Annotated in this window: 18 protein-coding genes; 12 read left to right on the forward strand and 6 right to left on the reverse strand. The window is 67.4% G+C overall.

Going from position 1 to position 22,978, the window contains the following annotated elements:
* The 6 genes from ACQCX5_RS00470 to ACQCX5_RS00495 all read left to right on the forward strand — a co-directional run bounded on the left by ACQCX5_RS00470 (position 1) and on the right by ACQCX5_RS00495 (position 9,048).
* Entirely contained in the window at positions 1–936 is a 936-nt protein-coding gene (locus ACQCX5_RS00470) for a carbohydrate ABC transporter permease (protein WP_434540065.1), read from the forward strand.
* Entirely contained in the window at positions 933–1,763 is an 831-nt protein-coding gene (locus ACQCX5_RS00475) for a carbohydrate ABC transporter permease (RefSeq protein WP_434540066.1), read from the forward strand. The genes ACQCX5_RS00470 and ACQCX5_RS00475 overlap by 4 nt, the downstream gene beginning before the upstream one ends.
* On the forward strand, positions 1,760–2,824 hold the full coding sequence (locus tag ACQCX5_RS00480) for an ABC transporter ATP-binding protein (RefSeq protein WP_434540067.1): 1,065 nt from the start codon (positions 1,760–1,762) through the stop codon (positions 2,822–2,824). The genes ACQCX5_RS00475 and ACQCX5_RS00480 overlap by 4 nt, the downstream gene beginning before the upstream one ends.
* A gap of 73 nt (positions 2,825–2,897) precedes the next feature.
* Positions 2,898–6,770: an ATP-dependent RNA helicase HrpA gene (gene hrpA, locus ACQCX5_RS00485; protein ID WP_434540693.1), complete on the forward strand. Its 3,873-nt coding sequence runs from the start codon at positions 2,898–2,900 to the stop codon at positions 6,768–6,770.
* Positions 6,771–6,867: 97 nt separating this feature from the next.
* A complete protein-coding gene (locus tag ACQCX5_RS00490) occupies positions 6,868–8,124 on the forward strand; it encodes a glycosyltransferase (RefSeq protein WP_434540068.1) in 1,257 nt (418 codons plus the stop codon).
* Between the two features lie 57 nt (positions 8,125–8,181).
* Complete coding sequence (locus tag ACQCX5_RS00495; RefSeq protein WP_434540069.1) at positions 8,182–9,048, forward strand: acyl-CoA thioesterase; 867 nt, start codon at positions 8,182–8,184, stop codon at positions 9,046–9,048.
* Positions 9,049–9,144: 96 nt separating this feature from the next.
* Here the strand turns inward: ACQCX5_RS00495 and ACQCX5_RS00500 are convergent, their stop codons facing one another.
* Both ACQCX5_RS00500 and ACQCX5_RS00505 read right to left on the reverse strand, forming a co-directional pair.
* Complete coding sequence (locus ACQCX5_RS00500; protein WP_434540070.1) at positions 9,145–10,071, reverse strand: sigma-70 family RNA polymerase sigma factor; 927 nt, start codon at positions 10,069–10,071, stop codon at positions 9,145–9,147.
* Positions 10,072–10,242: 171 nt separating this feature from the next.
* Complete coding sequence (locus tag ACQCX5_RS00505; RefSeq protein ID WP_434540071.1) at positions 10,243–12,426, reverse strand: S9 family peptidase; 2,184 nt, start codon at positions 12,424–12,426, stop codon at positions 10,243–10,245.
* A gap of 134 nt (positions 12,427–12,560) precedes the next feature.
* On the opposite strand from ACQCX5_RS00505, the gene ACQCX5_RS00510 reads away from it, so the two are divergent.
* The 3 genes from ACQCX5_RS00510 to ACQCX5_RS00520 all read left to right on the forward strand — a co-directional run bounded on the left by ACQCX5_RS00510 (position 12,561) and on the right by ACQCX5_RS00520 (position 15,419).
* Positions 12,561–14,000 carry an RNA polymerase sigma factor gene (locus tag ACQCX5_RS00510; protein ID WP_434540072.1) on the forward strand — a complete coding sequence of 480 codons (1,440 nt, stop codon included), beginning with the start codon at positions 12,561–12,563 and terminating at the stop codon, positions 13,998–14,000.
* Positions 14,001–14,203: 203 nt separating this feature from the next.
* Complete coding sequence (locus ACQCX5_RS00515) at positions 14,204–14,401, forward strand: DUF7455 domain-containing protein (RefSeq protein ID WP_434540073.1); 198 nt, start codon at positions 14,204–14,206, stop codon at positions 14,399–14,401.
* A gap of 106 nt (positions 14,402–14,507) precedes the next feature.
* Positions 14,508–15,419, forward strand: a complete 912-nt coding sequence (locus ACQCX5_RS00520; RefSeq protein ID WP_434540074.1) for a polysaccharide pyruvyl transferase family protein — start codon at positions 14,508–14,510, stop codon at positions 15,417–15,419.
* A 10-nt stretch (positions 15,420–15,429) separates the two neighbouring features.
* Here the strand turns inward: ACQCX5_RS00520 and ACQCX5_RS00525 are convergent, their stop codons facing one another.
* Positions 15,430–15,945, reverse strand: coding sequence for a GNAT family N-acetyltransferase (locus ACQCX5_RS00525; RefSeq protein WP_434540075.1), 516 nt, complete (start codon positions 15,943–15,945; stop codon positions 15,430–15,432).
* A 61-nt stretch (positions 15,946–16,006) separates the two neighbouring features.
* Between ACQCX5_RS00525 and ACQCX5_RS00530 the strand changes: the two genes are divergently transcribed.
* The 3 genes from ACQCX5_RS00530 (at position 16,007) to ACQCX5_RS00540 (ending at position 20,277) form a co-directional block, all read left to right on the forward strand.
* Positions 16,007–18,109: a DNA gyrase/topoisomerase IV subunit B gene (locus tag ACQCX5_RS00530; RefSeq protein WP_434540694.1), complete on the forward strand. Its 2,103-nt coding sequence runs from the start codon at positions 16,007–16,009 to the stop codon at positions 18,107–18,109.
* Between the two features lie 85 nt (positions 18,110–18,194).
* On the forward strand, positions 18,195–19,517 hold the full coding sequence (locus ACQCX5_RS00535) for an MFS transporter (RefSeq protein ID WP_434540695.1): 1,323 nt from the start codon (positions 18,195–18,197) through the stop codon (positions 19,515–19,517).
* 31 nt (positions 19,518–19,548) lie between these two features.
* On the forward strand, positions 19,549–20,277 hold the full coding sequence (locus tag ACQCX5_RS00540; RefSeq protein WP_434540076.1) for a PIG-L deacetylase family protein: 729 nt from the start codon (positions 19,549–19,551) through the stop codon (positions 20,275–20,277).
* Positions 20,278–20,310: 33 nt separating this feature from the next.
* On the opposite strand, the gene ACQCX5_RS00545 is transcribed toward ACQCX5_RS00540, so the two are convergent.
* The 3 genes from ACQCX5_RS00545 to ACQCX5_RS00555 form a co-directional block, all read right to left on the reverse strand.
* On the reverse strand, positions 20,311–21,132 hold the full coding sequence (locus tag ACQCX5_RS00545; protein ID WP_434540077.1) for a hypothetical protein: 822 nt from the start codon (positions 21,130–21,132) through the stop codon (positions 20,311–20,313).
* Entirely contained in the window at positions 21,129–22,313 is a 1,185-nt protein-coding gene (locus ACQCX5_RS00550) for a M15 family metallopeptidase (RefSeq protein ID WP_434540078.1), read from the reverse strand. The genes ACQCX5_RS00545 and ACQCX5_RS00550 overlap by 4 nt, the downstream gene beginning before the upstream one ends.
* 162 nt (positions 22,314–22,475) lie before the next feature.
* Positions 22,476–22,970 (reverse strand): beta-class carbonic anhydrase, encoded by a 495-nt coding sequence (locus ACQCX5_RS00555; protein WP_434540079.1) that lies wholly within the window; start codon positions 22,968–22,970, stop codon positions 22,476–22,478.
* Between the last annotated feature and the right edge of the window lie 8 nt (positions 22,971–22,978).

Consider the following 22,978-nt stretch of genomic DNA (forward strand, 5'->3'; position numbering starts at 1 on the left):
GTGGTCGTCGCGTCCCCTGCCCGGGTCGGGCCCCCGGTCGGCACGCCACGGCGTGCCACCGGGGGACGACCCCGTGGGCGGCTGGCCCCCGCCCTGTTCCTCTCACCGCTGGTGGTACTGCTGGTCGTGTGGATCTATGGCCCGGCGGTCTTCACCTTCGTGCTGTCCTTCTCGAGCTGGAGCCTGGTCGGTGACAACCAGTTCGTGGCCCTCGAGAACTACCGCTCCCTGTTCGCTCGCACCGAGTTTCCCCAGTCGGTCTGGCAAACCCTGGCCTATTCGGCGCTGCTGCTGCCGTTCGCGACCGTCGTGCCGATGGCGCTGGCGATCATGCTGTGGCAGCGGGTCAGCAAGTTCAGCCAGGGCTACCGGGTCGTGCTGTTCGTCCCGATGATGGTGGCCCCTGTCGCCCACGCCACCAGTTGGTCGTTCATCCTGCAGCCGCTGACGGGCCTGGCGACGAAGGTGGCCGAGGTCTTCGGCGGCACGGCGCCCAACTGGTTGGGCAACCAGAGCACTGCGCTGGTCACGATCGTCATGATCACCTCGGCCAAGCTCATCGCCCAGAACCTGCTGCTCTACACCGCTGCACTGGCCCCCATCACACGAAACACCCTGCAAGCGGCGCGCATCGAGGGCGCGACGTGGTTCGATATCACCCGCCACGTCGTCGAACCGCAATTGCGGCCGGTCACCCTGCTGCTGGGTGCGTTGTCGTTCATCACCGCCGGGCAGTGGGTGTTCAACAACATCTCGGTGCTCACCCAGGGCGGCCCCGCCTATGCGACCGACAACATCTTCTACACGATCTATCGTTTGGGCTTCACGTTTTTCGAGACCGGGCAGGCCTCGGCCGCCGCGGTGCTGTTGGTCGTCGTCGTGGTGCTGTTGTCGCTGCCCCTGCTGAAGCTGCAGACCAAGGCTGGTGGGCGATGACAAAGTCCCTGATGTCAAAGACCGCGTGGACGATCGTCTGGCATGCCGTGCTGATCGTGTTCAGCGCCTCGATGCTCGTCCCACTGTGCTGGGCGGCGGTGACCAGCTTCAAGTCGCCGGGGCAGATCTATTCGTCGAGCTTGCTCGGCGACCCCCCGACGCTCGCGAACTATGTCCACGCCTGGACGGTGTCCGGCCTGCCTCGCCAACTGGTGAACACCTTCGTCATGGCGCTGCTGATCGCCGGGGGACAGGTGGTCGTGGCCGCACTGGCCAGCTTCGGCCTGGCCTATTTCAAACCCCTCTACGGCAGGCTGGTGTTTGCCGCGCTGGCCGGTTCGATCGTCATCCCCGCACAGGTGCTGATCATCCCGCAGTTCCTGCTCACCAACGCGCTGGGCTGGAAGAACACGATGGCAGGCCTGGTGGTGCCGATGCTCGCCAGCTGCGCGCTGCAGGTGCTCATCACCTACCAGCACGCCAACGGACTGCCCCGCTCGCTCACGAAGGCCGCCCGACTCGAGGGCGCCACGTCGGTTGACGTGTTCTGGCATGTGGTGCTGCCCAACATCAGGCCCGCGCTCAATGCGGTGTTCATCCTGGCCTTCATCGGCGGCTGGAACGAGTACCTCTGGCCGCTGCTGGTCACCGACGATGCCGATTCGACAACCGTCCAGATCGGCCTGCAGATGTTCATCACGGCCGAGGGCACGAACTTCGGTGGCCTGCTGGCCGCCGCTGTCATCTCGACATTGCCCATCCTCGTGATCTACCTGTTCGCCTCACGCCAGATCACCGACGCTTTCCTCAAGGCAGGTTCTGCATGACCACCATTGACCCCATCGTGGCGACCCCCGCCACGCCGGACCAGTCCCGGACCGCGCCGATCACCCTGCGAGGGGTGACGAAACGCTACGGCGGCACGCTCGCTGTCGATGACATCAGCGTCACCATCCCCGCCGGGTCGCTCTGCGTGATCGTGGGGCCCTCGGGTTGTGGCAAGTCCACCGTGCTGAAGATGCTGGCGGGCCTCGAGGACGTCACCGAGGGCGAGGTGTTGCTCGGCGAGCGCGACGTGACCCATCGTCCCGCCGAACAACGGGACCTGGCCATGGTGTTCCAGGACTATGCGTTGTACCCGCACATGAGTGTCGAGAAGAACATCGGCTTCGGGCTGATGCTCGAGCGCAAGCACCGCAGGACCCCCGGCCTCACCAAAGAGGCCATCAAGGCCCGGGTGGCCGGGGCCGCCGACAGCCTCGGTCTTGCCGACCTGCTCGACCGGCGCCCGAACCAGCTGTCCGGAGGCCAGCAGCAGCGGGTGGCGGTGGCCAGGGCGATCATCCGTGACCCTGGGGTGATGTTGCTCGATGAACCGCTGTCGGCGCTCGATGCGCAGTTGCGGGCCGAGGCCCGCGCCCTCATCACCAGCCTGCACCGTCGGCTCGGCACGACGATGGTGATGGTCACCCACGACCAACATGAGGCGTTGTCGATGGCCACCCACCTGATCGTCATGAACCAGGGGCGCATCGCCCAGTCCGGTGAGCCGCGCGAGGTCTACCAGCACCCGAACAGCACCTACGTCGCGGGGTTCCTGGGCACACCACCCATGAATTTCTCGCGCCTTGACGGCCAACAGGTTGGTTGGCGCGCAGAGGATGCCGTGGTCGGTCCCGGCGACGCCGCGGCAGCGTCGGGAGCCCTGCAGCTCGATGTCGTCGTCGACAACGTCGAGTTCTCAGGGGCCACCCAGCTGCTGCACTGCACCAGCGCAGCCCACGAGCAGTGCACCCTCGTCCAGCATGACCCGGACACCTGGGCACGGGTGGGTGAACGACTGCGGGTGGGCGTGCCGGCGACGCGCCTGCACCGTTTCGGCGACTGAACGCCGTCGACCAGGGCGCCCGGTAAAGGACGGGCCGTGGCCAGTCCGGTGCGACTAGGCTGGACCGGCCATGATGACAACCCCCACCGACACTGCGGGCGCGCCCACCATCACCTTCGACGAGGCGTTGCCGATCAGCGCACACGTCGACGAGATTGCTGACCTGCTGCGTCGGCACCAGGTGGTCGTGGTCGCCGGTGAGACCGGGTCGGGCAAAACCACGCAGTTGCCCAAGATCGCGCTCGCGCTCGGGCGCGACCGTATCGCCCATACCCAGCCGCGGCGCATCGCGGCCCGCACCGTCGCCGAACGCATCGCCCACGAGCTGGGTGTGGGGCTGGGCGAGCAGGTCGGCTACCGGGTGCGCTTCACCCGCAAGACCTCGTCCGACACCCAACTCACGGTCATGACCGACGGTGTGCTGCTCGCCGAGATCACCCACGACCGTGACTTGCGCCGGTACGACACGATCATCATCGACGAGGCGCACGAGCGCAGCCTGAACATTGACTTCCTGTTGGGCTACCTCAAGCAACTGCTGCCCCGTCGGCGTGACCTCAAGGTGGTGATCACGTCGGCCACGATCGACACCGCACGCTTCAGTGAGCACTTCAACAACGCCCCGATCGTCGAGGTGTCGGGGCGCACGTATCCGGTCGAGGTGCGATATCAGCCATTGGACGAGCAGGGTGACCAGAACCAGGCCATTGTGGCCGCCGTCGGCCAGTTGATGGCTGCGGGCCCCGGCGATGTCCTGGTCTTCCTGTCGGGGGAGCGCGAGATCCGCGACGCCGCCGAGGCCCTGGGTGATGCCCGACTGGCCGACGTCGAGGTGCTGCCGTTGTATGCCAGGCTCTCGGCGGCCGAACAGAACCGCATCTTCGTGCCCCATCCCCACCGCCGCATCGTGCTGGCCACCAATGTGGCCGAGACGTCGCTGACCGTGCCGGGCATCCGCTATGTCGTCGACGTCGGCACCGCCCGCATCTCGCGGTATTCGGCACGCACCAAGGTGCAACGGCTGCCCATCGAAACGGTGTCGCAGGCCTCGGCGAACCAGCGTGCCGGGCGTTGCGGTCGCGTCGCCCCCGGCATCTGCATCCGGCTGTATTCCGAAGAGGACTTCGCATCGCGCCCGGAGTTCACTGAGCCCGAGATCCTGCGCACCAACCTTGCCTCGGTCATCCTGCAGATGGCCCAGGCCAAGCTCGGGGCGATCGCCGACTTCCCCTTCGTCGAGGCACCCGATGGTGCCCAGGTCAGCGACGGCATCAAACTGCTCGAAGAACTCGGGGCACTCAAGCCGGGGCACCGCAACAACCCGCGGCTCACCGGCACCGGCCACCAGCTTGCCCGCATCCCGGTCGACCCGCGGTTGGCGCGCATGCTTGTCGAGGCCCAGCGCCGCGATGCCTTGCGTGAAGTGCACATCATCGTGGCCGCACTGGCGATCCCGGACGTGCGGGAGCGACCTTCAGACAAGCGTGAGCAGGCCGACGCCCTGCACGCGCGCTTCACGACCGACGCCACCCCCCGCCAGGAGGCTCCCGACACGGACGCAGAGGGCAAGCCGCTGCGCCACACGGCCCATACCGGCACCCGCAAGGACGCCCCCACGCCCCACCCCGCCGAGGGCGGCGACATCATGGCGCTGGTGCGGCTGTGGAACTACCTCGAGGACCGTCGCGCCAACCTCAGCGGCAACGCCTTCCGCCGCTTGTGCCGTGACGAGTTCATCAACTTCCTGCGTGTGCGCGAGTGGGAGGACCTCGCCGCCCAGCTGCGCCAGATCAGTCGCGATCTCGACTGGCGCCCCAACCGGACCCCGGCCCCGATCAGCCACGTGCTGACAGCGGTGGCTTCCGGGTTGCTGTCCCATGTCGGGCTGCTGGACGTGCGTGAGGCCAAGCAACCCTCGGGCACCAAGGGCGCGCGACGGCGTCCCGGCCCCCGGGAGTACATCGGCGCCCGCGGTGCCCGCTTCGCCATCAACCCCGGATCGGCCCTGGCTCGGGTCAACCCGCCGCTGGTCATGGCCGTCGAGCTCGTCGAGACCACCAGGTTGTGGGCGCGGATGGTTGCCCCAGTCGAGGCCGGGTGGATCGAAGAGGTCGGCGCCCACGCCCTGAAGAAGCAGCATTCCGAACCGCATTGGTCGTCCAGTTCAGCGAGTGTCGTCGCCTACGAGAAGGTCAGCCTGTACGGGGTGCCCATCATCGCCGAACGTCGTGTGGACTACGCAGGCATCGACCCCGTGGCAGCACGGCAGATCTTCATTCGCCAGGGCCTGGTCGAGGGTGGCTGGGCGACACGGCATGGGTTCTTCGCACACAACGCGACCGTGCGTGACGAGGCCGAGGCACTCGAGGAACGCACGCGTCGGCGAGACCTCGTCGTCGATGACCAGTCCATCTTCGACTTCTATGACCGGCGCATCCCTGCCGAGGTGGTGTCGGGATCGACGTTCGACCGTTGGTGGCGACGGATCGAGCAGCCGCACCTGCTCGACATGACGATGGCTGACGTCATCCGCGACGATGCGGATGGGCCCGATGCAGGCTCGTTCCCGGACCACTGGCCAGTCAACGGCCTCGTGCTGCCGGTCACCTATGTGTTCGACCCCGGCTCGGGGCACGACGGCGTCACGGTCACCGTGCCGCTCACGCAGGTCAACCAGCTCACGCCAGAGCCGTTCAGCTGGCAGGTGCCCGGGCTGCGTGCCGAATTGGCCGCCGAACTGATCCGCGGCCTGCCGAAGGCGGTGCGGCGCGCGTTCGTGCCGGCCCCCGACCACGCCCGCGCCGCGCTGCGCTGGCTCGAGGACGAGGCCGTCGAGAATCAGCTTCCGTTGCACACGGACGAGCGTTTCGCCGACGAGCTCGCCCGGGCACTTCGTGCCATCACCGGTGAGGTCGTCGCCCCCGACGACTGGCACCCCGAAGACGTACCCAGTCACCTGCAGGTGTCCTTCCAGGTGAGCGGTGAGGGCGCACCGAAGCAACCCAGCAAGGACATCGCTGAACTGCGGCAGCTGCTCGCGGGCAAGGTCTCGCAGGTGTTGACGAGGGCGTCTCGCCGACAGGCCGTGACCGGTGCGACGGCCTGGACCTTCGACGAGGTGCCCACCCGGCGTGAAATCACCAGGGGCCAGACCACAGCAGTGGGGTACCCGGCACTCACCGACGAGGGCAACTCGGTCGGGGTGGTCGTGCTCGACAGCCCGCAGGCTGCTGCCGACTCGCACGCACGCGGAGTGCGCAGGCTGCTCGTGCTCACCAACCCGGACCCGACGAACTGGGTGGTCTCACACCTGCCGAACACCGAGAAGATCGCGCTGGCCCACAGCCCGTACGCGTCGGTACCGGCGCTGCTTGCCGACGCGCGGCTCAAGGCTGTCGATGCCCTCGCCCGGGCAAGCGACCCCGACCTGACCCGCACCCGGTCGGCGGCAGCCTACGACCAGCTGGCCCTTGAGGTGCGCCAGGGCCAGGCCGACCGGATGCGACAGGTCGTCTCGGCGGCTGCCCAGGTGCTGACCCAGCGCCTTGACGTGGTGCAACTGCTCGCCGGCATGCCGCCCGGGGCCGCCATTACCGACGACGTGCGCCAACAGCTCGACAACCTCGTCTTCACCAACTTCATCTCGGCCACCCCCGACCCGTGGTACGGCCACCTTCCCCGCTACGTGCAGGCGATGGCGCACCGGCTGCGTGCCTGGCGCGCAAACCCCGCGCGGGATGCCCAGCAGCAACAGGTCGTTGACGAACTCGAGGCTGACTATGCGCACCTGTGCGAGGCGCAGCCGCCGGGCCGGCTGCCGGATGCAGTCGAAGAGGTCGCGTTCCTGCTCGAGGAGTTGCGGGTGAGCCTGTTCGCGCAGCAGTTGCGCACCGCGGTGCCGGTCTCAGCCAAACGGGTGCGGACGGCGATGGCGAAGTTGCGCTGACCGGTCCGGGTCCGGGCTGCGGCCCGACAGCAACTCAGGGTGGATGTCGGGGGAGTCCTGAACGTGCCCACGGCCCCGGACGCACTAGATTCATCTCATGCACATCAGCCTGTTGGCCTGGGGCACCCGGGGGGACGTCGAACCGTTTGTCGCCCTTGGCATGGGGTTGCAGAAGGCGGGCCACGAGGTTTCCGTGGCCGCTTCGACCGACCTCTCAGACCTGGTGACGAGTCGGGGCCTCGACTTCCAGCCCTTCAACATCGACATGGCAGCCGCGTTCAACACCGAGACCAGTCGCCGCTGGGTCGAGAAGAGCCGCGGCCCGCACCGCGAGGGTGTCCACATCAACCGCGTCGTGCACGAGATGGCACCCGTGGCCGCCGAGGGGCTCGAACGCATCCTCAGCACGTCGGACGCCCTGATCAGCGGCATGCTCACCTACGAGTCGGCCCTGTCGGCAGCCAAACACCTCGGCCTCAAGCACATCCGTGGCCTGATGGCGCCGATGACCCCCACCGCCTCGGGTGAGGCGCTGCTCTACCCGGCCCTCAGCCGGCGCCACACCCGGGCCAACCTGGTGCTGTCGCTGTTGATGGAAGCGGCGCTCTTCCAACTGGTCAGGCCGGGCGGCGACGTCATCCGCGAGCGGCTCGACATGCCGCGCGGTACCTACCGCGGTTACGTGCAGATGTCACGCCAGACCCCCACCATCGTCGGGGTCAGCCCCGAAGTCATCCCGCCGCCTGCAGACTGGCGGGGGCTGGTTGACGTCACCGGGTACTGGCAGGTGCCCTGCCCCGTCGACTACGAGCCACCTGCCGACCTGGCCGACTTCCTGGCCGCCGACCGTCCGCCGATCTACCTGGGCTTCGGCTCGATGCCGAGTTCGACACCGCAGCAGTTGTGGCACACCGTGACAACCGCGCTGGCGCGCACCGGGGAGCGTGCCGTCGTCCGCTTCCGCTGGCAGGATTGGCAGCCCGAATCTGAGCCCGAGAACATCTTCGTGATCAAGGATGCGGTGCCGTTCGACTGGCTCTTCCCCCGCACCCGCGGTGTGGTGCACCACGGTGGTTCGGGCACCACCGGCACTGCGCTGCATGCAGGGGTGCCCCAGTGGGTCGTGCCCCACATGGCCGACCAGCCCTATTTCGGACGACGGATGCACCAGATCGGCGTCGGCCCCGCCCCCGTGCCGCTGCACAAGCTCAATGCGGACCGCCTCGCCGCAGGCATCACCCAGCTGACGAACGACCGGGCCTACCGCGCCACGGCTGCACGGCTGGGTGAGCGCGTCAACGCAGAGGACGGGGTGGGGCGCGCCGTGGCCGTGGTCGAGCGGACCCTGTGCTGAGGGCGCCAAGCGCGCATGCCCCCCGGCCACATGCCGATGCGCCCTAGGGTGGTCATCGTGACTGAGGACTCCCACACCAACCTGTCGCGCCTGCTGCACCTCGAGCAGGTCGATGAGCACCGGTTCCGCGACCCCAACCTGCTGCGCGGCACCCCCTGGGAGGGCCAACGCACATTTGGTGGCCAGGTGCTCGCGCAGGCCCTGATCGCAGCCCATCACACCACCCCGGACGAGCGGCGCTGCCACTCGATGCATGCCTACTTCCTGCGTCCGGGCAGCAATGCACTGCCGATCGACTACGAGGTCGACATCACCCGCGACGGTGGCACCTTCTCGCAGCGCCGGGTGACCGCGTTCCAGCAGGGCAAGTTGCTGTTCGGGCTCACCGCGAGCTTCCATGTCGGCGAGCGCGGCCTCGAGCACAGCGACCCGGTGCCGGGCGACGTGCCGCCGCCTGAGGACTGCCCGCCGATGGCCGAGGTCATGCGGGAGCGGTTCGGTGAGGCCGCTGCCCAGTGGGTGGCCTGGCATGGGCTCGAGGTGCGCTACGCGGGGGACTCCTCCGATGCCATCCCGCACGCGTCGCACTCGGCACACATGCGGGTCTGGGCGCGCACCGAGGAGCCGTTTCCCGATGACCCGAAACTGCACGTGGCGGCGGCTGCCTACCTCAGTGACCTCACCATCCTGAGCGTGGCATCCGTGCCGCACAATGTCACGATCATGTCGCCCAGGGTGGCATCGGCGTCCCTCGACCATGCCATGTGGTTCCATCGCGATTTCAGGGCGGACCGGTGGCTGCTGCACGACCAGATCTCGCCCGTCGCCTCGGGCGGGTTGGGGTTCTCGAACGGTCGACTCTTCCAGGACGGGGTGCTGCGCGCGTCCACCGCCCAGGAGGGTCTGATCCGGCTGGTCGACTGACTCGTCACGACCCGGCAGAACGACCCTGGACGGAGGCGGGAACCACACACGCCGCAGGCCCGGGGTGACGGACCTGCGGCGTGTGCCGTGGGTGGCTCAGGCTGCGGTGGTCAACCGCAGCTGGGCCAGGGCATTGCGTTCGATCTGGCGCACCCGCTCGGCGGTGATGCCCCAGACCGCGCCGATGTCGGCGAGTTTGGCCTGACGACCGTCGACCAGCCCATAGCGCCGGCGCACCACGTCGGCGGATCGCTCGTCGAGGCCCGACAGCATGTCATCGAGCATCGTCAGGTCTTCGGCGTCGAGCACCAGTTCGTCCGGGCCGGGCGTGATGTCTTTGGCGATCAGGTCACCCAGGGCAGTCTCGCCCTCTTCGTCGACTGGAGCGTCCAGGCTGATGTGCTCCCGCGAGTATCGGATCAGTTCAACGACGCGTTCTGTCTCGAGGCCCAGTTCGGTGGCGATCTCGTCAACACCGGGTTCGCGACCCAGCATGCGCTCGAGGTTTCGGCGCGCCGCCGAGACCTGGTTGACCTGCTCGGCGACGTGCACGGGCAGGCGGACGATGCGGCCCTGCTGCGCGATGCCGCGGCTGATCGCCTGACGCACCCACCAGGTGGCATAGGTCGAGAATTTGAATCCCTTGGTGTAGTCGAACTTCTCGACGGCACGGATCAGGCCGGTGTTGCCCTCCTGCACCAGGTCGAGCATCGGCATGGGGGAACGGTGGTACTTGCGCGCCACCGAGACCACCAGGCGCAGGTTGGCCCGGATGAAGTGCTGCATGGCCGCATCGCCATCCTCGGCGATGGCTGCCAACTCGTCCGGGGTGGCCTTGACCTTGCTCGTCACCTCGCCATCAAGGATGGCCCGGGCATAGACGCCCGCCTCAATGCGCTGGGCGAGTTGAACCTCGTCCTCAGCCGACAACAGGGCCGTCTTGGCGATGGAGTCGAGGTAGAGCCCGACCGAGTCCTTGCCGTCGATGCCCTCACTGGAGCGAACACGTTGCTTGGTATCCATGAAGTCCCTCTCGTGTGTTCCTTCACAGTGATCAACGCTTGACCAGCCCGGAAAGATTCATCGCAGTGGCCTTTTGGGCCCCAGGTATGCCAACGGCTGAATCGCATCAGACCGCAGTCGTACCGGGGACCCCCACCCGACTCAGGGCAGTGGCGTCACCGCCGGTGACACTCAGCGCCGAGCGGCAAGCGTGACCCTATCGATCAGCCAGGCCATCTCGAACGCAGCCTCGCGCCACTTCTCGTAACGACCCGTCACCCCGGCATGCCCCGCCACCATTTCGGTGCGCATCAACACCGGACGCGCCGGGTCGAGCGCAGCTTCGGCCCGCAGCCGCGCCACCCACTTGGCAGGCTCGACGTAGTACACCCGGGTGTCGTTCAGACCGGTCGTGGCCAGGATGGCCGGGTAGGCCACCCGGCCGATGTTCTCGTACGGCGTGTATGTCTTCATGTAGGCATAGACCTCTGCGGAGTGAAGTGGGTCGCCCCATTCCTCCCATTCGGTGACCGTGAGTGGCAGGTCGGGGTCGAGGATGGTCGTGAGCGCATCCACGAAGGGCACCGCGGCGTGGATGGCGCAGAACAGGTCGGGCGCGATGTTCGCCACGGCACCCATCAGCAGACCACCGGCACTGCCACCGACGGCCCCCATGCGGTCGGGCGATGTGTATCCCTCGGCCACGAGCCAGCGCCCGGCGGCGACAAAGTCGGTGAAGGTGTTCACCTTCTGCAGCAGTTTGCCCTGTTCGTACCAGGCCCGACCCATCTCGCCGCCGCCACGGATGTGGGCGATGGCATAGATGATGCCGTGGTCGAGCAGGCTGAGCCGCTGGATGCTGAACCTGGCCGGCACCGAGATCTCGTAGGAGCCGTAGCCGTAGAGCACCAGCGGGGCGGTGCCGTCGACAGGGGTGTCACGGTGGCGCACGATGCTCAGCGGGATCCTGGTGCCGTCCACGGCGCTGGCCCAGACCCGCTCCTGCACGTAGTCACCACTGCGGTAGGGGCCGTGCTCGGGATGGTCCAACACGGGGGTCTGCTTCAGCACCCGCTGCTCACCGGTGGCGAACCTGACCTCACGCACCTGTGGTGGGGTCACCATCGAGGTGAAGTCGACACGGATGCGGTCGGTGTCCCAGTCGGCCTCGGCCTGCGCAGAGACCTCGTGCACCGGCTCGTCGAAGACGAGCGGCGCAGCGTCTGCGGGGGCATCGCTCGGCGCCAACCAGATGGCCGGCAGGCCGTCACGCCGACCCTCGATGACCACGTGCGAGGCGTAGGCGTCGACGTCGGTGAAGCGGGTGCCGTGTTCAGGGGTGAGCACAGGGCGCCAGGCATCGACCGGCGCCAGCGGACCGGCGGCCCCGGCAGCCAGGTCGGCCTGGTCCAGGTCGACGACTGCCACCTCGAAGTCGGCGTGGACCCGGTTGTGGGTCACCCAGATGCGCTCGGCGCTCACTTCCACGTCGTAGTCGAGCCCCTCGGTGCGCGGACTGACCACCCGCGGTGCGGCATCGGGCGCCTCGGCCGGCACCAACCAGGCCTCCCCGGTCAGCTTGCTGCCGACGTGCAGCACGATCCAGCTGCGGTCCCGCGAGACCGAGACCCACGTCCAGAACCGCTCATCGTCCTCCTGGAACACCAGCTGGTCGTCGGCGACGTCGGTGCCCAGCGTGTGTCGCCACACCTGGAACGGCCGCCAGGCCTCGTCGACGCGGCTGTAGAGCAGCACCTTGTCATTCGCCCAGGTGACGTTGCCGGCGACCCCGCGCTGCAGGGCGGTGGTCTGCCCCGTGGCCAGGTCACGCAGGAACACGTCGTAGCGTTCGTCACCGGCGTTGTCGGTGGCCCACATGAGCAATTGGCCGTCGGGCGAGGTTTCGAGTGCCCCGAGCGAGAAGAACTGCTTGCCCTCGGCCTCGACGTTGCCGTCGAGCAGCACCTGCTCGCCGTCGACGGGGGAGTCCAGTGCCAGGTCGGGCACCTGGTCGCGGTCGGTGGCGGGGACGCGGCACCAGATCGGGTATTCCTTGCCCTCGATCGTCCGGGTGTAGTACCAGTAGGTCACCCCGGACGTATGGGTCTGCCAGGTGGGCACCGACAGGTCGGTCTCGAGGGTGCGGGTCTTGTAGTCATTGAACAGGTCGTCGCGCAGTCCTGCCAGGTGCTGCGTCATCGCCTCGGTGTAGCGGTTCTCGGTCTCGAGGTGCGCGATCACGTCGGGGTTGCTCTTCTCGCGCAACCACTCGTAGGGATCGAGGACGACGTCGCCATGGTGGCTGCGCTCGATGGGGCGACGGTCGGCGACGGGGGCGACGGGTTCTGCGGTCTGGATGGACTCTGCTGACGACATGTGGGTCAGCCTAGCCAGCCGGTCTGACACGGCCGTCACGCTGAGGTGGACACGCCCGGGGCAGGGGCCGCGTTGTGGGCATTTGGGGGGCATGGCAGAATAGTGCGGAGGCATTGACAACCGCTGGCTTGGCCATGCCCTGTTGGACCTTCATGACCCGAGAGGCACCTGTGACTGCGCGTTCCACTGGCAAGACTGAATCGTCAACCGAGGCAACCCCGGCTGACGACTCGCAGACCACACCCGCCAAGAAGACAACGGCGAAGAAGACGACCGCGGCGACCAAGGCCGCAGCTGCGACCAAGGCCACGCCTGCGAAGAAGACGACGGCCGCTGCGGCCAAGACCACGACCGCCGCCAAGAAGACCACTGCCAGGAAGACCACGGCGAAGAAGGCTGCGGCCAAGGCAGAGCCGACCGTGGCCGAGGCGGTCACCAGCGAAGCGGTACTCGAGGCCGACGTCGAACTCGACGGCGACGACCTGGTGATCACCGTCGGTGGCAAGAAGAAGGACGGCAAGGCCCGTCTGGACGAGGTGGACGACTCCGAGTTCGCGCCCGAAGAGGCGGAGAAGGACGAGAAGGAGATCACCCAGGAAGGCTTCGTGATGAGCGAGGCCGATGACACCGACGAGCCCGAGGTGCAGGTCACGGCGGCCGGTGCCACGGCCGACCCTGTCAAGGACTACCTGAAGCAGATCGGCAAGGTCGCGCTGCTGAATGCCGAGCAGGAGGTCGACCTCGCCAAGCGCATCGAGGCGGGCCTGTTCGCCGACGAGAAGCTGCACGACGATGCGATCAAGGTGAAGGTGGCCGACCTCGACGATTTCGAGTGGATCGCTGATGACGGACGCAAGGCCAAGAACCACCTGCTCGAGGCCAACCTGCGACTCGTGGTCTCGCTCGCCAAGCGCTACACCGGCCGCGGCATGCTGTTCCTCGACCTCATCCAGGAAGGCAACCTGGGTCTGATCCGCGCTGTCGAGAAGTTCGACTACACCAAGGGCTACAAGTTCTCGACCTATGCGACCTGGTGGATCAAGCAGGCCATCACCCGCGCCATGGCTGACCAGGCCCGCACCATCCGCATCCCCGTGCACATGGTCGAGGTCATCAACAAGCTCGCCCGCGTGCAGCGCCAGATGCTGCAGGACCTGGGTCGCGAACCCACCCCCGAGGAGCTCGCCAAGGAACTCGACATGACCCCCGAGAAGGTCGTCGAGGTGCAGAAGTACGGTCGCGAGCCGATCTCGCTGCACACGCCGCTGGGCGAGGACGGCGACTCCGAGTTCGGTGACCTCATTGAGGACTCCGAAGCCATCGTGCCTGCGGATGCGGTGAACTTCACCCTGCTGCAGGAACAACTGCACGACGTGCTCGACACCCTGTCCGACCGCGAGGCCGGCGTGGTCAGCATGCGTTTCGGACTGACCGACGGCCAGCCGAAGACCCTCGACGAGATCGGCAAGGTCTACGGTGTCACCCGTGAGCGCATCCGCCAGATCGAGAGCAAGACGATGAGCAAGTTGCGCCACCCCTCGCGTTCGCAGGTGCTGCGCGACTACCTGGACTGACACGCACGTCGGTGCGGGTCGAAGGTGTCTGCGCCGTCTGCTTGAATCCATCGCCTACGGTGGAGGTGTGGTCGTCCCACCCGGGACGGCCGAAGTGCAGGTAGCCCAGGTGTGAACGGCCGGCTTGGAACGAACTGGCTGGAACATTCGGCGCCCCTACGGCGTTGGTACCGGTGATCTACCTCGAGAAAGAGAGGCCAACGATGAGTTCTGCAACTATCGAAGAGTCCACGCTTGACGCATCTGACCGGTGTGATCGTTGCGGTGCCCAGGCCTACATGCGCGTCACCCTCAACGGCGGCGGCCAGCTGCTGTTCTGCGCCCACCACGGCCGTGCCCACCACGACAAGCTGCAGCAGGTGGCGCTGAAGATCCAGGACGAGACCGCTCGTCTGGACTGACCCTGCTGGACTGACCCTGACAGCACCCGACAGCACGTGAAGATCCCGTCGGCCATGCGGCCGGCGGGTTCTTCATGTCACGACGCCCTGCCGATAGGCTCCGGCCATGAACGAGCTGCTGACCCGCGCCAAGGTGTCATTCCGCCGGCACGCGCCACGGCAGGTCTCCTGGCCGCTGCTGCGGGCCCGCATGTACTGGATGTCGGGCCTTGACGATGTGCACAACTTCGGCGACCAGCTCAGCCCGTTCATCGTTGACCGGTTGTTCCGGCTGCAGTTCAAGTATTCCGGGATCGACGCGGCCGACCTGATTGCCGTGGGCTCGTTGCTCAACTTTGGACTGACCCACATGACGGGACAGACGAAGCCGGTCGTGTGGGGCTCGGGGTTCATCCTGGAGGGCGGGCCCTGGGCGGGCCATCCCGTGGAATGGCGGGCTGTGCGCGGCGAGCTCAGCCGGGCCCGGGTGCAACACCTGACCAGCCGCAGGCTGGCGGTGGGCGACCCGGGCGTCCTCGTGCCGCTCGCCTTTCCCGAACTCGCCTCGGTGCCCAAGCGCCACCGGATCGGTCTGGTGCCCCACCACAGCGACGGGCAGGTCGATGCGGTGCTCCGGGCAGCGGCCCATCCCGATGTCCACGTCGTCAACGCGGTGGCGCCTGCACGGCAGGTACTGCGAGAAATTGCCGCCTGCGAGGTGGTGCTGTCGTCCAGCCTGCACGGCCTGGTCATCGCTGATGCCCTCGACATCCCCAATGCCTGGACGCCGGTGAGCGACAACCTGCACGGCGGCGCCTACAAATTCGCCGACTACTACTCGGGTTTCCAGGCTGAGCCCAACCCGCAGGACCTGCCCGAAATGGTCAAGGGCAACGACGCCTGGGCTGCGTCCTGGCGACCGATGCCGGGGCGAGACGACCAGGTCAAGAACCTGATCGAGGCCTTCCCCGCTCCACGGCGCCCCCAGGCGTATGCGGCCTCACCGGATCGTCGAAGTCTCGTCTCACAGTTCGACTGAGCCCCACCGGCTACTGGCGCACCATCCGGATGTTGACCCGGGCGCCCAGGTCGTCCGGCAACTGCCGCCGACCGCCATCGGCCACGAAGCCATGCCGCTCGTAGAACGCGATGGCACGCTCATTGCCCTCGAGCACCCACAGGTGGGCCGGGGCATCACCGATCGCCATCTCGACCAGCCGATCGGCGATGCCCGAACCCTTGGCAACGTCGAGCAGGTAGAGCAGGTGTAGCTCGAGCGGTGTGGGTGCATCGGTGTCGTCACTGACCCGTGAGTGGGCAAGGCCGACGATGCGGTCGTCCTCGCCTGCTGCCTCACTGTCGATGACCACCCAGAAGTAGCCGCCACGGCGGTTGGCATCGTCCCAACGCTTGGCCTGGGCGCCGACCAGCTGGTCCTGGCGGGCGAAGACCTCTGCGTTGAAGGGGAAACTCTGGCGCCAGGCCTTTGCCATCATGCGCGCCGCGGGCAGCAGTTCGTCGGTGGACGCCTGCTTGATCCGGAACCGTCCGCTCAAGGGTTTCATGGCATGACCCTACCGAAGCACGTCAGCCCGGCGACAGGTGCCCCCACCGCGCGCCCAGCGGGTGGATCTCGGCGGTCAGGGCTATCATCTCGGGGTGGCACAGACTCACCCCCAGCACGCCGGACGCGACTACGAGGCGAAGCACCTGTTGGTGCTCGAGGGCTTGGAGGCCGTCCGCAAGCGACCCGCCATGTACATCGGTTCGACCGACACCAAGGGGTTGATGCACTGCCTGTGGGAGATCATCGACAACTCAGTCGACGAGGCGCTGGCCGGGTTTGGTGACCTCATCACGGTCGACCTGCGTGCGGACGGCTCCATCGCGGTCGCCGACGTGGCGCGCGGCATCCCCGTCGACATCGAACCACGCACCGGCCTGTCCGGCGTCGAGGTGGTCTACACCAAGCTGCATGCGGGTGGAAAGTTCGGGTCTGGCACCTACAACGCGACGGGTGGCCTGCACGGCGTGGGTGCCTCAGTCGTCAATGCGCTGAGCTCACGCCTCGATGTGCAGGTCGACCGCAACTCGAAGACCTATGAGATCAGCTTCCGCCGCGGCGTGCCGGGCGTCTTCGACGGCGATGGCCCGGATGCCCCGTTTACCCCCGCCTCGGGGGTGCGCGAAGTCGGCAAGGCCAAGCGTGGCGTCACCGGCACGAGGGTGCGCTACTGGCCCGACCGCCAGATCTTCCTGAAGGACGCCGACCTGTCCTGGGAACACCTGGTCAACCGGGCCCGCCAGACCAGCTTCCTGGTGCCCGGCCTGCGCCTCGAGATCAGCGACCACCGCGCCGGCCAGCAGGTCAACGAGGTCTTCCAGCATGACGGCGGCATCAGTGAGTTCTGCAACTTCCTGGCCCCCGGTGAGAAGGTTTCCGAGATCCTGCGGCTGCAGGGCACCGGTGAGTTCACCGAGACCGTGCCGATGCTGGACGACAACGGCGCGATGACCCCGACCGACGTCGACCGTGAGGTCGAGGTCGACGTCGCCATGTGCTGGACCAACAGCTATGACACCGTGGGCCGGTCGTTCGTCAACGTCGTGGCGACCCCCAAGGGCGGCACCCACGTCAGCGGCTTCGAGCAGGGCCTCACCAAGGCGTTCGTGTCGGCGATGGGCAACAGCCGAATCCTCAAGGCCGGTGAAGAGGTCGTGAAAGAGGACGTGCTCGAGGGCCTCACCACGGTGGTGACGGTGCGGCTCGCCGAACCCCAGTTCGAGGGCCAGACCAAGGAAGTCCTCGGCACCCCGGCCGTGCGTCGTCTTGTCGCGAAGGTCGTCGAACAAGAGACCGGTGCCTGGCTGACCGCGGCCAAGTCGCGCACCCAGGCCCGTACCGTGATGGAGAAGGTGGCCAATGCCGGACGCGCACGCGTGGCGGCCCGGGTGCACAAAGAGAACCAGCGCCGCAAGAGCGCCCTGGAATCCTCGACCCTGCCGCCCAAGCTCAAGGACTGCCGCAGCAGCGACATCGACAAGACCGAACTGTTCATCGTCGAGGGCGACTCGGCACTGGGCACGGCGAACGTCGCCCGCAATTCCGAGTTCCAGGCACTGCTGCCGATCCGCGGCAAGATCCTCAACGTGCAGAAGGCCTCGGTGGCCGACATGCTCAAGAATGTCGAGTGCGCCAGCATCATCCAGGTGGTCGGCGGGGGCTCGGGGCGCACCTTCGACCTCGACGCGACCCGCTACGGCAAGATCATCTTCATGGCCGACGCCGATTCTGACGGGGCCCACATCCGCTGCCTGTTGGCGACGCTGTTCTTCAAGTACATGCGCCCGATGGTCGAGGCCGGACGGGTGTACTCGGCGGTGCCGCCGCTGCACCGCTTCGAGTTGATCAACCCCAAGCGGGGTTACGACAAGTACATCTACACCTACTCGGATGCCGAGTACCAGCGACGGCTCGCCGAACTGACCAAGAAGGGCCAGAACTTCAAGGAACCGCAGCGATACAAGGGCCTGGGCGAGATGGACGCCAGCCAGCTCAAGGAGACCACGATGGACCCGAAGCACCGCACGCTGCGGCGCATCACCGTGGACGAGGCCATCGAAGCCGAAAAGGTCTTCGAGATGCTGATGGGCAACGACGTGGCCCCGCGCAAGGAGTTCATCATCGACGGCGCCTATTCGATCGACTCGGAGTCGATCGACGCCTGAGCCGAATACGTCAGCGTTTCGTCAGCGGGTGTTCACTGAACGGACGCCCGGTAGCCCTAGATTGGCCCGGGTGAGCACCACCGAGATGCACCTGCCGACGACCACGGCCCTTGAGGCGGCACCCCCGACGTCACGACGGCGCATCATTGCGTGGGCGATGTGGGACTGGGGCACCCAACCGTTCAACACCGTCATCACGACCTTCGTGTTCGCCGTCTACATCACGAGTTCATCGTTCGGCGCCACCAACGACACGTCGCAGGCGCTGGCCACCTCGACCACCATCGCCGGCATCATCGTGGCGCTGCTCGCGCCGGTGCTCGGGCAGCAGGCAGACCGTTCGGGCCACACCGTCTTCCACCTGCGGTGGCAGACCTGGCTGCTGGCGCTGATCTCGATGTCGCTGTTCTTCATCGCCCCGTCACCGGACTACCTCGTGGCCGGGCTGGTGCTGCTCGGCCTCGGCTCGATCATCTCTGACCTGGCCGGGGTGAACTACAACTCGACCATCGCCCAGGTCGCCGACAGCAAGAACATCGGGCGCGTCTCGGGCTTCGGCTGGGGCATGGGCTACCTCGGCGGCATCGTGGTGCTGCTGCTGATCTATGCCATGTTCATCGCGCCGGGCACACTCGATGACGGCCTCGACATCCGCTATTCGATGATCGTGTGCGGTTTGTGGACGCTGCTGTTCACCATCCCCACCTTCCTCGTGATCCGCGACCGCCCCAGGGCAGGGGCTCGTCCCCCACGGGCCGGCATCATCGAGTCGTACCGGCTGCTCGGCGGCACCATCAAGCGGCTGTGGGTCGAGCAGCGCGACACCTTCTGGTTCCTGCTTGCCTCGGCACTGTTCCGTGACGGACTGGTCGGGGTGTTCGCCTTCGGCGCGGTGATCGCGCAGGGCACGTTCGGCTTCGGCGCGGGCGAGGTCATCATCTTCGGTGCGGCGGCCAACATCGTGGCCGGCCTGTCGACCATCGCCTTCGGGTTGTTGGACGACCGCATCGGCCCACGCGCCGTGATCCTGATGTCGCTGATCGCGCTGGTCGTGTGCGGCATCGGGGTCTACGTCGCCCATGACGCCGGCAAGACCGTCTTCTGGGTGCTGGGTCTGGTCATGTGCATGTTCGTCGGCCCGGCGCAGTCGGCCTCGCGCAGCTTCTTGTCGAGGCTGATCCCCGAAGGTCGCACGGGTGAGATCTTCGGGTTGTACGCCACGACCGGCCGGGCGGTCTCGTTCCTGTCGCCCGCCATGTTCGGGCTGGCCATCGCAGCCGGCGAGATCCTCACCGGCCAGCAGAACACCCAGTACTGGGGCATCCTCGGCATTGTGGCAGTGCTGGTGGCGGGCCTGGTGGCCATGCTGTTCGTCAAGGACCACCGGCACCATTCCACGATCGCCTGACCCCGCCCGCTGAACAACCTAGTGTTGAAGGATGAACGAGACGCTCCCCATCCTCGACCTCGGTGACGTCAAGCGTGTGCTGGTCGTCGTGGCACATCCCGATGACCCCGAATACGGAACCTCAGCCGCCGTCGGCGCCTGGGTCGAGGCGGGCATCCAGGTCTCGTACCTGCTGCTGACCGCCGGTGAGGCCGGCATGCAGATCCCGCCGGCTGAAGTGGCGCCCCTGCGCGCCGGCGAGCAGCGCGCCGCCTGCGCTGTCGTCGGGGTCGACGACCTGGTCATCCTCAACCACCCCGACGGCATGCTCAACGATTCAATGGCGCTGCGCACGGACATCGCCCGGCGCATCCGTCAGTTGCAGCCTGATGTGGTCATGGGCAGCACCTGGGAGATCGCCGCGTCCTGGGGCCTCAACATGGCAGACCACCGTGTCGCCGGGCTGGCCACACTCGACGCCATCCGCGACGCCGACAACACCTGGGTCTTCCCCGAACTCGCCCGCGACGAGAACCTGCCGAAGTGGGGCGCGACATGGTTCGTTGTCACCGGCCATTCCCAGCCCGACCATGTCATCGCGGTGCAGCAGCAACATGTCGACAAGGCGGTCGCCTCGCTCGAATGCCACCGCGAGTACCTTGCGGCGATCCCCGGTCACCCGGCACCGGCTGAGTTCCTGCCCGAGGTGCTGCGCGACGGCGGCCGGTCCGGGGGAGTCGAGTACGGGCTGGCGGTGAAGGCGTTCAAGCTGCGGGACTGAGGGCGGGGCCGAGGCGCTCGTATCCGGCCCGGGTCAGGCCGCCAGCACCCCGGCCAGGTGCCGCATCTGGTCCTCGTCCATGGCGCCGTCGTCACGCAGCACCCAGAGCCGCACGGTCGCCCCGTTCACACTGGCGACCTCAACCCAGCGGCTGCCATCGGCATAGGTGCGCCGCCCGAGCCACAGCATGGGGGAGTCGTCGATGGCGCTGGCCTGTGGCCGACCTGCATCAGCGCGCGCGGTGCAGGCGCGCAATTGTGCTGTGAACGCGGCGTGGTAGCTGCGGGCCGCCGCCGTGCTGCCGAACTGCATCACGAGGCCGACACCCGGACGACCCTGGCTGGTGACGGCAATCTCGAGGGCATGGGCCGGGTCGGTCCAGGTGCGCCGGTCCACGGCAGCACAGCCGACCATCATGGCTTCCCAGGCCGCATAGCGGGGATCACGGGCGCGGGTCGCAGTCGGTGCGTGGGCCGGGGTGGGCGCCCATCCGGGTGGGCGAGGTTGCGAGTCCAGGTGCAGCGGGCCCGACGTCGCCGCGGGGGTGGGGTTGAACGACGGCGGCGGCAGTGTGGGTTCGGCATTGGGGGAACTGGGCGCCGAATCAGCGGTCCTGGTGACCCACGCCGTCGCCCGGGGCACGACCGTTGACGTTGTCACCAGGGATGGGGACGTGGCGTGCCTTGTGGTCGGGGGCGCGGTGTTCGGACGTTGGCTGGGCGTCGGGTCGGGACGCACGAACGTGGTGCTGCTGGGGTCTGGCAGGGCCTCACGGGCCTGGGAGCAGGCAGCCATCCCGGCCACCATGCCAGCGGCCAGGACCACGATGCGCATGCGTTGGGTGAGGGTGCTCATGGCTGGAAGTGGTGCCAGTCCCATCCCGAGAACCACCTGAACCCCTGCTGGTTCATGGCGACGACCAACGGTGACTGGCCGGTGAACAGCCCCTTCACGGTGGCGGGCCGATAGGTGGCATAGGTGGCGATCGGGTACCACACGCCGTTCGGCGCCCGGTAGGGGTTCTCGCGCTGGTTGACGTCGACGGCGATCCCGTAGGAGTGCGGCGACTGGGCGTAGGGGTTGCCCACGACGTGACGGCAGTTGAACGCACCGGCATTGCCGGCGGCCATGATCCGCAGGTCGTCACCGTTCCACAGGTTCAGCGATTTCATCGACTGGACGGGCCAGCCCTGGGCGAAGGCCCGCTCAAAGGCCGCCATCACCTTGGGCGCGAGGTCCTTGCGCACGATCATGACCCCGGGCTGGACCCGACCCTGGTAGTCCCAGTGGTACATCTCGATGGTGGCCAGCCCCGAGGGGCCGACCGGGCAACCCGCCCGGTACAGGCTTGAGACGTCGGCTGCGGTGGTGGCCCGGATACGTCCACCGAACCCCTCGCGCAGCACGACGTGCAGGTTCGAATCGGCGGCATACCCGGCGCCATCGCTGATGCGGGCCTGCAGCGTGACGGTGCCGATCACGCCCACGTTGAGCCGGTAGGCGAAGCTGAACCGTCCCCTCTCATCGAGGCTGCCCCGCCCGGCCTCCCGGAGGTTCGACCCGGACCCGGTCAGCACCACCACTGGCAGCCCCGAGGCGTGGGGACCCGCATCGACGGTCAGCGTCGGCTGGCCGGTCAGCGTGGTCCGGGTCGGGCCCGAGAGCACGAACGCTGCCGGATGGGCGTCGATGATGCTGACCCGCTCAGCAGGGCCGGGGGCATCCCCGGTGGTCACGGCAAAGCGGTAGTGCCCGACGCGCAACCCCGAGGCCAGCGGCAACGCCAGTCGGCAGTCCACCCCGGCCTCGGCCGTGAGCGCGGGACGCCAGCGCAGTCCCTGTGAGTCGGCCCACCACAGCGTCAGCCGCTCCCCCGGGGCGCACCCCGCATCGGCATTCGCCGTGATGGTCACGGCTGTTCCGGCAACCACCCGGTTGCCGGCGTTGCTGGTGACCGACCAGGCCGTCGAGGCGGGCGCTGCAGGCGCGCCAAGCCCGGCAAGGACCAGTGACAACAGAATGGACGCGCAGGCCATTCTTCTCAGCTTCAGCACAGCGCCCGCCTTCGGCTCGGGTCTGACAGCACAAAACCATAACAGTGTTCGTATTGGGTTTCGTGACGTCCGGTATGAGCGTCATACGCGTCGGGCGACGGGTTGGTTGCAGGCGATCAGGGCACTGTGCCCCGCTGGTATGCCTCAGCAGACCTCGACGAGCGCACCCGAGTCAACGTCGTACATGAACCCGCCGACGGCCGCCAGGCCCGAGATCAGCGGGTGGCTGCGCAGCATGCGCACGTCATACTCCAGCGCCGAGCGCTGGTCGGTCGTCGCACCCAGCGTCATGCCGCGGATGTCGGTGCCGTCGGTCGCCAGGATCTTCTCGGCAATCTGCTGGTCGCTGCCCGAGGCCATCGCACAACGGGTGTGCGGCACGACCATGATGCGGTTGACGTTCAGCAGGTGTACGCCAAGGATCGAGCCCACCACCGCATCGGGCGTGGCCCGTCCACCGGGGGTGCGCAGGATCTTGGCATCACCCAGGTTCAGCCCCAGCATGCGCAACGGTTCGATCCGTGAATCCATGCAGGTCAGCACCGCGACACCCGCGTGGGCGATGCCGTCGAACCCGCCCTCCACGAAGCTCTGTGCGTACTGCACGTTGCGTGCGAGGAGGTCATCAAAATTACCCATGGTCGCCA

The sequence above is a fragment of the Aestuariimicrobium sp. G57 genome, from assembly GCF_050110855.1.
In the GTDB taxonomy this organism is placed as follows: domain Bacteria; phylum Actinomycetota; class Actinomycetes; order Propionibacteriales; family Propionibacteriaceae; genus Aestuariimicrobium.